Source organism: Amycolatopsis sp. NPDC003861, assembly GCF_053605405.1.
The window spans coordinates 1-8,933 of the sequence record NZ_JBSGJD010000326.1; the positions used below are offsets into that span (position 1 = coordinate 1).

Annotated in this window: 9 protein-coding genes and 2 pseudogenes; 2 read left to right on the forward strand and 9 right to left on the reverse strand. The window is 71.6% G+C overall.

The window, feature by feature from the left end; genetic code table 11:
- Positions 1-72: 72 nt before the first annotated feature.
- From ACWEVN_RS43410 to ACWEVN_RS43425, 4 genes are all read right to left on the reverse strand, one after another.
- Positions 73-1,461, reverse strand: coding sequence for a glycine--tRNA ligase (locus ACWEVN_RS43410; RefSeq protein ID WP_449687840.1), 1,389 nt, complete (start codon positions 1,459-1,461; stop codon positions 73-75).
- Between the two features lie 87 nt (positions 1,462-1,548).
- Positions 1,549-2,202 (reverse strand): class F sortase, encoded by a 654-nt coding sequence (locus ACWEVN_RS43415; protein ID WP_452055176.1) that lies wholly within the window; start codon positions 2,200-2,202, stop codon positions 1,549-1,551.
- Between the two features lie 81 nt (positions 2,203-2,283).
- Positions 2,284-2,925, reverse strand: coding sequence for a class F sortase (locus ACWEVN_RS43420; RefSeq protein ID WP_449687842.1), 642 nt, complete (start codon positions 2,923-2,925; stop codon positions 2,284-2,286).
- On the reverse strand, positions 2,926-4,014 hold the full coding sequence (locus ACWEVN_RS43425) for a hypothetical protein (RefSeq protein ID WP_452055177.1): 1,089 nt from the start codon (positions 4,012-4,014) through the stop codon (positions 2,926-2,928).
- A 264-nt stretch (positions 4,015-4,278) separates the two neighbouring features.
- On the opposite strand from ACWEVN_RS43425, the gene ACWEVN_RS43430 reads away from it, so the two are divergent.
- A complete protein-coding gene (locus ACWEVN_RS43430) occupies positions 4,279-4,644 on the forward strand; it encodes an ArsR/SmtB family transcription factor (RefSeq protein WP_396136944.1) in 366 nt (121 codons plus the stop codon).
- A complete protein-coding gene (locus ACWEVN_RS43435) occupies positions 4,644-5,057 on the forward strand; it encodes a Fur family transcriptional regulator (protein ID WP_086839655.1) in 414 nt (137 codons plus the stop codon). The genes ACWEVN_RS43430 and ACWEVN_RS43435 overlap by 1 nt, the downstream gene beginning before the upstream one ends.
- Positions 5,058-5,439: 382 nt before the next feature.
- On the opposite strand, the pseudogene ACWEVN_RS43440 reads toward ACWEVN_RS43435, so the two are convergent.
- The 5 genes and pseudogenes from ACWEVN_RS43440 to ACWEVN_RS43460 form a co-directional block, all read right to left on the reverse strand.
- Positions 5,440-5,961 (reverse strand): annotated as a pseudogene (locus tag ACWEVN_RS43440) (TIGR03943 family putative permease subunit); the annotation flags it as partial.
- A 273-nt stretch (positions 5,962-6,234) separates the two neighbouring features.
- Positions 6,235-6,447: pseudogene (locus tag ACWEVN_RS43445) on the reverse strand (TIGR03943 family putative permease subunit); the annotation flags it as partial.
- Positions 6,444-7,457 (reverse strand): permease, encoded by a 1,014-nt coding sequence (locus ACWEVN_RS43450; RefSeq protein ID WP_452055178.1) that lies wholly within the window; start codon positions 7,455-7,457, stop codon positions 6,444-6,446. The gene ACWEVN_RS43450 and the pseudogene ACWEVN_RS43445, both read right to left, overlap by 4 nt.
- A gap of 120 nt (positions 7,458-7,577) precedes the next feature.
- The gene (locus tag ACWEVN_RS43455) at positions 7,578-8,003 is read right to left on the reverse strand and encodes a YbjN domain-containing protein (protein WP_449687845.1); all 426 of its coding nucleotides are present in this window, start codon (positions 8,001-8,003) and stop codon (positions 7,578-7,580) included.
- A complete protein-coding gene (locus tag ACWEVN_RS43460) occupies positions 8,000-8,815 on the reverse strand; it encodes an isoprenyl transferase (protein ID WP_449687846.1) in 816 nt (271 codons plus the stop codon). Before ACWEVN_RS43460 ends, ACWEVN_RS43455 begins: the two co-directional genes overlap by 4 nt.
- Positions 8,816-8,933: the final 118 nt, after the last annotated feature.

An 8,933-nucleotide genomic window follows, 5' to 3' on the forward strand; every position in this document is an offset into this window, starting at 1 on the left:
TGGACGCACCGAACGCCACATTGGGTGCGCTGGACGCAACCAACGCCACATTGGGACGCTTGAGAGCCGGGGTCAGCAGCCGATGAGGCGGGCCGCCAGGTAGGACTCCAGCTTGTCGATCGCGATGCGCTCCTGCGACATCGAGTCGCGCTCGCGCACCGTCACCGCCTGGTCCTCGAGCGAGTCGAAGTCCACCGTGACGCAATACGGTGTGCCAATCTCGTCCTGGCGGCGGTAGCGGCGGCCGATCGCCTGGGCGTCGTCGAAGTCGACGTTCCAGTGCTTGCGCAGCGTCGCCGCGACCTCCTTCGCCTTCGGGGTCAGGTCGGCGTTGCGCGAAAGCGGCAGCACCGCGACCTTGAACGGCGACAGCCGCGGGTCGAGCTTGAGCACCACGCGGGTGTCGGTGCCACCCTTGGCGTTCGGCACCTCTTCCTCGACGTAGGAGTCCACCAGGAACGCCATCATCGACCGGCCGACACCCGCCGCCGGCTCGATGACGAACGGCCGGTACCGCTGGCCCGAGGCCTGGTCGAAGAACGACAGGTCCTGGCCCGAGTGGTTCGAGTGCGTCGTCAGGTCGAAGTCGGTGCGGTTCGCGATGCCCTCGAGCTCGCCCCACTCCTGACCGGCGTTGAACGCGAACCGGTACTCGATGTCGACGGTGCGCTTCGCGTAGTGCGAGAGCTTTTCCTTCGGGTGCTCGTAGTGGCGCAGGTTGTCGGCCTTGATGCCGAGGTCCGTGTACCACTTCGTACGCTCGTCGATCCAGTACTGGTGCCAGCGCTCGTCCTCGCCCGGCTCGACGAAGAACTCCATCTCCATCTGCTCGAACTCGCGCGTCCGGAAGATGAAGTTGCCCGGCGTGATCTCGTTGCGGAAGGACTTGCCGATCTGGCCGATGCCGAACGGCGGCTTCTTCCGCGACGTCGTCTGGACGTTGGAGAAGTTCACGAAGATGCCCTGCGCGGTCTCCGGGCGGAGGTAGTGCAGGCCCTCTTCGGACTCCACCGGGCCGAGGTAGGTCTTCAGCATCATGTTGAAGTCCCGCGGCGGGGTGTACTTGCCGCGCGTGCCGCAGTTCGGGCACGGCACCTCGGACAGGTCGTCCTCGCTGGTCTCCTTGCCGGTGCGCGCCGCGAACTCCTCGGCGAGCTGGTCGGCGCGGAACCGCTTGTGGCACGACAGGCACTCGATCAGCGGGTCGGTGAACACGTTGACGTGCCCCGACGCGACCCAGACCTCACGCGGCAGGATCACCGACGAGTCGAGGCCGACGACGTCGTCGCGGCCCTGGACGACAGTCTTCCACCACTGGCGCTTGATGTTGTCCTTCAGCTCGACCCCGAGCGGCCCGTAGTCCCACGCAGAGCGGGTGCCGCCGTAGATCTCTCCGCTGGCGAAGACGAAACCACGGCGTTTGCACAGGCTGATGATCTTCTCAATGGTGTTCGTGGGCACTCCACGCTCCGAAAAGCTTGCGGGGACGGTTCAGGACTGAACGTCCAGGGTATCCGCCGGGGCCCACCGCTTTTCGCGCAGGTGAGCCTACGGCCGTGACACCAGCGACGCCGTGACGACGCGGTTGTCCTCGTAGCCCTCGCTGCCGCCGACGTACTCGCCGCCGCAGGTGACCAGCAGCAGCTTGTGCGGGCCGTCGGGGTCGAACAGCTGCTCGGACCGGCCGGCGAGGTCCGACTTGTGCACGGTCTCGGTGGCGTCGATCTTGTACACCCACGCGCCGCCGGCGGCGTCGGTCAGCTTGACCTCCTGCCCCTGCTTGACCTGCCAGAGCTCGTTGAACGGGCCCTTCTTGCCCTTCCAGTTCACGTGCCCGGACAGCAGCGCGACGCCGTGGTCGGCGCCCAGCTTCGCGCCCCACCAGGCGGCCTCGTCGAGGCCCTCCGGGATCTTCAGCGCGCCCGCCGCGTCGAGGTCCTCCTGGATCAGCTTCGCGGTGCCGCCGCCGGGCAGGGCCAGCTGCGCCGGGTCGCTGCCGGTGCTCCGGGGGGTGCCCTGCGGCGCCGGCTGGTTCGCGGCGGGGACGGGCGTCCCGGTGCCGTTCGCCCCGGCGGGTTCATCCTTTCCGGTGAACACGAGCAGGGTCGCGACCAGCGCCGCGACCACGAACGCCCCGGCGACGCCGACGATCCACCAGCGGCCGGAGCCCTTCTTCGGCTCCGCCGGGTTCCGCTCCTGCATGGGCTTGTGCTCCTTCGCTGTCTTGGCCAGTGCACAGACAGGCATGCCGCGAAGGACGCTTCGGGTTGCAGCGAACCTTGTTCAGCCAGTGGGGCGCGTCACCAGCTCGGCCGTCACCAGGCGGTTCTCGTCGTAGCCCTCGGTGCCGCCGACGTAGTCGCCGCCGCAGGTCACCAGCACCAGCCGGTGCGGGCCGTCCTGCCCGAACCACCGGGCGGCCTGGGCCGGCAGCGTTTCCTTCGGCAGCGTGACGACGTCGTCGACGCGGTAGACCCACCGGCCGCCGCGCGCGTCGACCACGCTGACCTGGTCGCCGGCCCGCATGCGCCACAGCTCGTCGAACGGCCCGCGCCTGCCCTCCCAGTTCACGTGGCCGGACAGCAGCGCCGCTCCCTGGGCCGCGCCCAGCTTGGCGCCCCACCAGGCCGCGTCGCCGAGGCCGCGCGGGATCGGCAGGACGCCGGTGTCGGTGAGTTCGGTGCGGACCAGGCGGGCGGTGGCGCCGCCGGGCAGCCGGACCGTGCCCGGCCGCTGCTGGAAGGCGGATTCGCTGTCCGCGGGGAGCACCGCCGGGGCCGCGTTCTCGCCCGGCAGCGAGCCGGGCGGGGGTGCCGCGGCCACCGGCGTCGCCGACGGCGGCAGCCAGGTCAGCACGACGATCCCGGCCGCGAAGGCGGCCACGGCCAGCGCCGCCGAGACGGCGGCCAGGGCAGTGCGCAGCACCTAGTCCGTCCCGGTCTTGCGCCGCCGGCCCAGCAGCAGGGCGACGGCGGCGAAGAACACCCCGCCGAAGAGCAGGCCGATGCCGAGCGGGATGCGGGAGCCGTCCCCGTCGGTGGCGGGCGCGGCCGCGCCGAGGTAGCCGGCCGGCACCTGCGTCGGCACCGCGGGCTGGGTGGCGGTCGTGCCACCGGCCGGGCCGCCGGCCTTCGCGACGAACCCCTTCGGGATCGAGCAGCTGACCCCGCCGAGCACGATGTTCGTCTTCACGTCCTGCAGCGCGGTGCCCTGGGCGTCCTTGACGTGCGTGGTGATCTCGACCCGCCAGCCGGCGACCGCGGTGTGGTCGCCCCCGCGCCAGCCGTCCTGGCGGATCAGCTGGTCGAAGGCGGTGACGCGGGTCAGCGCGAGGTCGGAGACGGTGGTCGCCGGGTCGGCGTTGGTGATGTCACCGGGCGGCCCGAGGCGCAGGTTCTTGAGCTGGAGACCGGCGTTGCCGCCAGGCATCGGGACGATCCCGAGCCCGCCGCCGGCCTGGCGCACCCACAGCCGCGTCACCGACGACGTCGTCGACAACTTGCCCGGGCCGGTGCAGTCCACCGACGTCTTGGCGCCTTCGAGCACGAGGACGGTGTTGTCGGCGGGTCTGGTGCCGCCCTGCCAGGTGTCCCGCAGCGCGTAGTTGGTCTCCGCGGTGGCGGTCGGCACGGTGGTGGCCTGCAGCGCGGCGAAGACGTTGTGGTCGCGGCTCGGGACCCCGGGCGGGTACGGGTTCTGTGACGCGCTGTAGCGGCCGAGGGCGATCTGGTAGTGCCCGCCGAAGGTGGCGCGCTCGCCGTCGTCCTTGGGGACCGCGACGCGGTCCGCGCCGAGCTTCGACTGGCCGGGCAGCAGCGGGGATCGTTGCGTTTCGGTGATCAGGGCGCCGCCGCGCTGGCCTTGGTCCCCGATCCGCACCGAGGCGATGTTCGCGAACGAGACCGGGCCGGTCCTCTCGTCGACGGCCTGGGTCTGCGCACCCGCGACACCCACGCCGACCAGCGGAAACACCGCGGCGGCCAGGGCGGCTGCCTTCGTCACCAAACGCGTCATGTCTCCCCACTGCTCTGCTCGGAACGGGTCGCCGGCGTCCGGGAAACGGCGAAACGCTCCGCGACAACCTTGCACCGTCGGCGACGACATGCGAAGCCGTAGGGCCAATATCCCACGAACTCACCCGAATGGGGTAATACGACCGGCCGTACCCCGCAGCTCGGCGCCGCGGCGGGGGTCCCGGACGGGGGAACACTAGGATGGGCGGCACCGTTATCGGCAATGACTACGGAATTCATGGTCGCGGGCAGCGTGGAGGCGGGAATGGCGACGGTCACCGGGAGTGGCGCCCAGCCGGGGCTCGCGGACTGCGCCCCGGCGGCCGGAGGGTCTCCGGCGCACCCCCCGCAGTCGGTGCTGACGGACGCGGGCGACCTGCTGCGCGCGCTGGCGGCCCCGGTCCGGATCGCGATCGTGCTGCAGCTGCGCGCGGCCGACCGGTGCGTGCACGAGCTGGTGGACGCGCTCGACGTCGCCCAGCCGCTGATCAGCCAGCACCTGCGGGTGCTGAAGACCGCCGGGGTGGTCCAGGGCGAGCGCCGCGGCCGCGAGGTCGTCTACCGCCTCGCCGACGACCACCTGGCGCACATCGTGGTCGACGCCGTCGCCCACGTGCAGGAAGGAAAGTGATGAACACCGCCGCGTCGCGCAGCCAGGCCCCGGTCCCCGGGCGCCGATCCACCCGGCAGCGGTCCGCGGTCGTCGAGCTGCTCAGCACGATCGACGACTTCCGTTCGGCCCAGGAACTCCACGACGAGCTGCGCAAACGCGGCGACGGCATCGGCCTGACGACGGTGTACCGCACGCTGCAGTCGCTGTCGGAGGCCGGCGAGATCGACGTGCTGCGCACGGATTCGGGCGAGGCGATCTACCGGCGGTGCTCGGCGCACCACCACCATCACCTGGTGTGCCGGCTGTGCGGCCGGACGGTCGAGGTCGAGGGGCCGGCGGTGGAGCGCTGGGCGGAGAAGATCGCGGCGGAGCACGGTTTTTCGGAGATCTCGCACACGGTGGAGATCACCGGGACCTGCGCCGAGCACTAGCCCGGACGTTCCGAGGCGGCCTTCGCCGGGCTGGACCCGGTCCCATTCGGGACGCTGTTCCCGCACCCGGGAGCCGAGCAGGCAGTCCGTCCCGTAGGTCGGCCGATCACCGGCCCGGTAGGCCACTCCGACGTCGGTTCCCCGGAGGGCGCACTGGCGGCGGCGGTGGGATCTGCTTGTCCGGGTTGACCGGCCGCGGCCCCGGCATTCGCAGCAGGCCGTCACCGGCTCTCGGAAGCTTCCGCGCATACCGGGCCGCCGAGGTTTGCGGAAGGGCCCGCTTTCCGCGGCCACCTGCCGGGCGACCGCGTCGGTCTCGTCGCACGCGACCAGGGTTGCGGCGCACAGTACGGAAAGGCAGACCGCCCGTCTTGGACGAATGTCAGTACTCGTAGGGATCCTTCGGGGTCGGGACCGATGTCACCGAGGCCGGGGTGAAGTCCGGGATGTAGCTGTTGTCCTTCGTCGCCGTGCCCGGGACGACCTGGCCGGTCACCTGGATCCACGCGTCGCTCGCCAGGTGGTCGGCTTGGCCGCCGAGGAGGCGGACCGTCACCGGGAACGCGTCCGCCGCGCAGCAGCTGATCACCAGCCGCGCCAGGAGGGTGCTGCCTCCGGTGTGGACGACGAAGCCGGTCAGCGAAACCGTGCGGCCGTTCAGGGTGCCCGCCGCATCCCAGCCCGCGCGGGTGACGAAATCGTTCACCGCCAACGGCACCACGTTCCCCGGCGGCAAGGGCGGGAAGGCCGCGGCGTTGGCCACGGCTGCACTGGAGGGGGCGCGAGCCTCCGTGCGGATCACGGAGTCCGCGCCCAGCGCCGGTGGCGCGACCAGGAACACCGCCAGCACCGGGACCAGCAGCAGCCACGCCGGGCGGGCGGAGTGCGAGTGGTCGCCATGCTCGCCGGGGCCGCCATGCGCGGCATGGTCGACGTGCTCGCCGGGGCCGCCGAGCTCGACCTCGCTGCCATGCGCGGCGCGGCCGCCATCCGTGGCGTGGTCGCGATGCTCGCCGGGGCCGCCAAGCTCGAGCTCGCTGCCGTGCGCGGCGCGGCCGCCATACCCGCCCGCGCCGCCAAGCTCGCCCGGGCCGCCGAGCCCGACCTCGCTACCATGCGCGGCGCGGCCGCCATGCCCGCCCGGGCCGCCAAGCTCGCCATCCTCGGCGCCGCCGCCATGGCCGCCCGAGCCGTCGGGTGCGGGGCGACGAGACGTCACCAGGTCGCGGACGATCGCGACCGCGCCCAGCAGCACCATCACCGCGCCGCCCGCGATGATCCAAGGTTGCTGGGCCGGTTTGACGTACCTCAAATAGTCGCCGTTGGCTGCGATCTTGACCAAAGCGCCGCCGAGCAGGATCAGGAGGATGTTCTGGGTTTCCCGTTTCACGCAACCCCCACCAGGAATCCGGCGCCCAGCGCGCAGGCCACCGCCACCACGAACGTCACCGGCGCGAACCGCACCGCGAACGACCTCCCGAACGTGCCCGCCTGCAACGCGAACAGCTTGACGTCGATCGCCGGGCCCACCACCAGGAACACCAGCTTCGGCAGCAGGGGCAACGCCGTCAGGGACGCCGCCACGAAGGCGTCCGCCTCGCTGCACAGCGCCAGCACCACCGCCAGGACCGCCAGCACCACCACGCCCAGCACCAGCTGATCGCCCAGGACGCCGAACCAGCGGGCCGGCACCAGGACGTTCAGCGCCGACGAGATCATTGCCCCCAGCACCAGGAAACCGCCCGCCTCGACCAGGTCCGTGCGCGCTGTCTCGGCGAACACGCGCCACCGGTGACCGCCCGCCACGTCCGGGAAGCGCCGCAACGCGCGCGCCGTGATCCACTCGAGTTTGCCCCAGCGGGCCCACAACCAGCCCATGACCATCGCCGTCGCCAGCGAACCGGCGAAGCGCGCCAGGACCATCTCCGGCTTGCCGGGGAACGCGACCGCCGTCGCCACCAGCACCACCGGGTTCACCGCCGGGGCCGCCAGCAGGAACGTCAGCGCCGCCGCCGGGGCCACGCCCTGCCCCATCAGCCGCCGCGCCACCGGCACCGACGCGCATTCGCACCCCGGCAGCGCGACGCCCGCCAGCCCGGCGACGCCGACCGCCGCGCCCGCTCGGCGGGGCAGCACCTTCTCCAGCACGCGCGCGGGGACGAACGCCGCGATGGCCCCGCTGATCAGCACGCCCAGCACCAGGAACGGCAGCGCCTGCACGCAGACCGCGACGAACACGGTCGAGCCGGTGCGCAGCGCGGGCACGTCGAACACGTCCTGCAGCCAACCCTGGGCCAGGATCGCGATCAGCAGGATCGCGCACAGCACTTCGACCGAGCTGATCCGGAACCGGCGCGTGCGCCGGCCGGGCTCGGCCGCGGTATCGGAAACGATGTTCACGACCGCGATGATGCCAGGGCCGTCCGACAAGACGGGACCCGCACGGGCCGCGAACGGAGGATCACGGTCCGTTTCGGTACCCGATCCTCCGTTCGCGGCGGAAAGTCCACCCCGGACGGGTCAGTCGCCGGGCACGATTCCGGGCAGATCGGTCCTCAGCTGCGAAGCCGTCGACACGACCAGCATCAGCAACGTCCCGAGCGCCGCCGGGTCCAAACCGGCCGCCGGGAACGCGTACCGCAGCGTCACGTCGACCCCGTTGTCCGAATGCCCGACCCCGAGCGTCCCAAACAGGCCCTGGCCCGCCCGCTCGGCGACGGCGATCGAGAGCGCGGGCTCGTCCACCAGGTCCCAGCCGACCACGCAGGTCAGCGTGAGCACGGTGAGGCCTTCGCCGAGCCGGGTCGCCTGGATCACGCACGGCACGCCGCCGTGGGAGAACGTCAGCGCGCCGTCGTCGTCGACGTGCACCTCGAGATACCGCTCCAGCGCCTCCCGGGCCCGCGTCAGCAGCTCCGCGGTCTCGACGGCTTCGGTGGCGCTCACGAAGAAGCCGCCTGGTCGACGGCGCCGCCGAAGCGGCGATCCCGCTTCGCGAATTCCAGGCAGGCCCGCCACAGGTGGGTCCGGTCGAAGTCCGGGAACAGCGTGTCCTGGTAGACCATCTCGGCGTAGGCCGACTGCCACAGCAGGAAGTTCGACGTCCGCTGCTCGCCCGAGGGCCGCAGGAACAGGTCCACGTCCGGCATGTCCGGCTGGTACAGGTACTTCCCGATGGTCTTCTCGGTGACCTTGTCCGGGTTCAGCTTGCCGGCGGCGACGTCCTGCGCGATCCGCTGCATGGCGTCGCCCAGCTCGGCGCGGCCGCCGTAGTTGACGCACATGGTCATGTTCAGCGCCGTGTTGTGCTTGGTCTTCTCCTCGGCCGCCTGCAGCTCCTTGATCACCGACGCCCACAGCTTCGGCCGCCGCCCCGCCCAGCGGATGCGCACGCCGATCGAGCCGAGATAGTCGACCTGGCGGCGGATGGTGTCGCGGTTGAAGCCCATCAGGAACCGCACCTCTTCGGGGCTGCGCTTCCAGTTCTCCGTCGAGAACGCGTACACCGAGAGCCACTTGACGCCGATCTCGACCGCGCCCGCGGCGACGTCGATCATCACCGCTTCGCCGCGCTTATGGCCCTCGATCCGCGGCAGGCCGCGCTGATTGGCCCAGCGGCCGTTGCCGTCCATGACCAGCGCGACGTGCTTGGGCACCAGCTCGCGCGGGATTTCCGGCGGTTTCGCGCCCGACGGGTGCGGATCCGGGGCCCGCAGCTCGTATCGCGACGCCTTGTTCTCGCGTCCCCTGCGCAGCACTGCGAGCCTCCCTGAATGGTTAACCGGTCGGCCCGACCCTACTGCTTGGGCACCGCCTGTCCTTCGGGGGTTCGGGTGGCGGAGCCCCCGACTCGGGGCGAAGCCCCGGGCGGCACAG

Bases quoted from the DNA above. Each gene is read 5' to 3' on its own strand.
- ACWEVN_RS43415 (WP_452055176.1), bottom strand. From the start codon at position 2,202: ATGCAGGAGCGGAACCCGGCGGAGCCGAAGAAGGGCTCCGGCCGCTGG.
- ACWEVN_RS43425 (WP_452055177.1), bottom strand. From the start codon at position 4,014: ATGACGCGTTTGGTGACGAAGGCAGCCGCCCTGGCCGCCGCGGTGTTT.
- ACWEVN_RS43430 (WP_396136944.1), top strand. From the start codon at position 4,279: ATGGCGACGGTCACCGGGAGTGGCGCCCAGCCGGGGCTCGCGGACTGC.
- ACWEVN_RS43435 (WP_086839655.1), top strand. From the start codon at position 4,644: ATGAACACCGCCGCGTCGCGCAGCCAGGCCCCGGTCCCCGGGCGCCGA.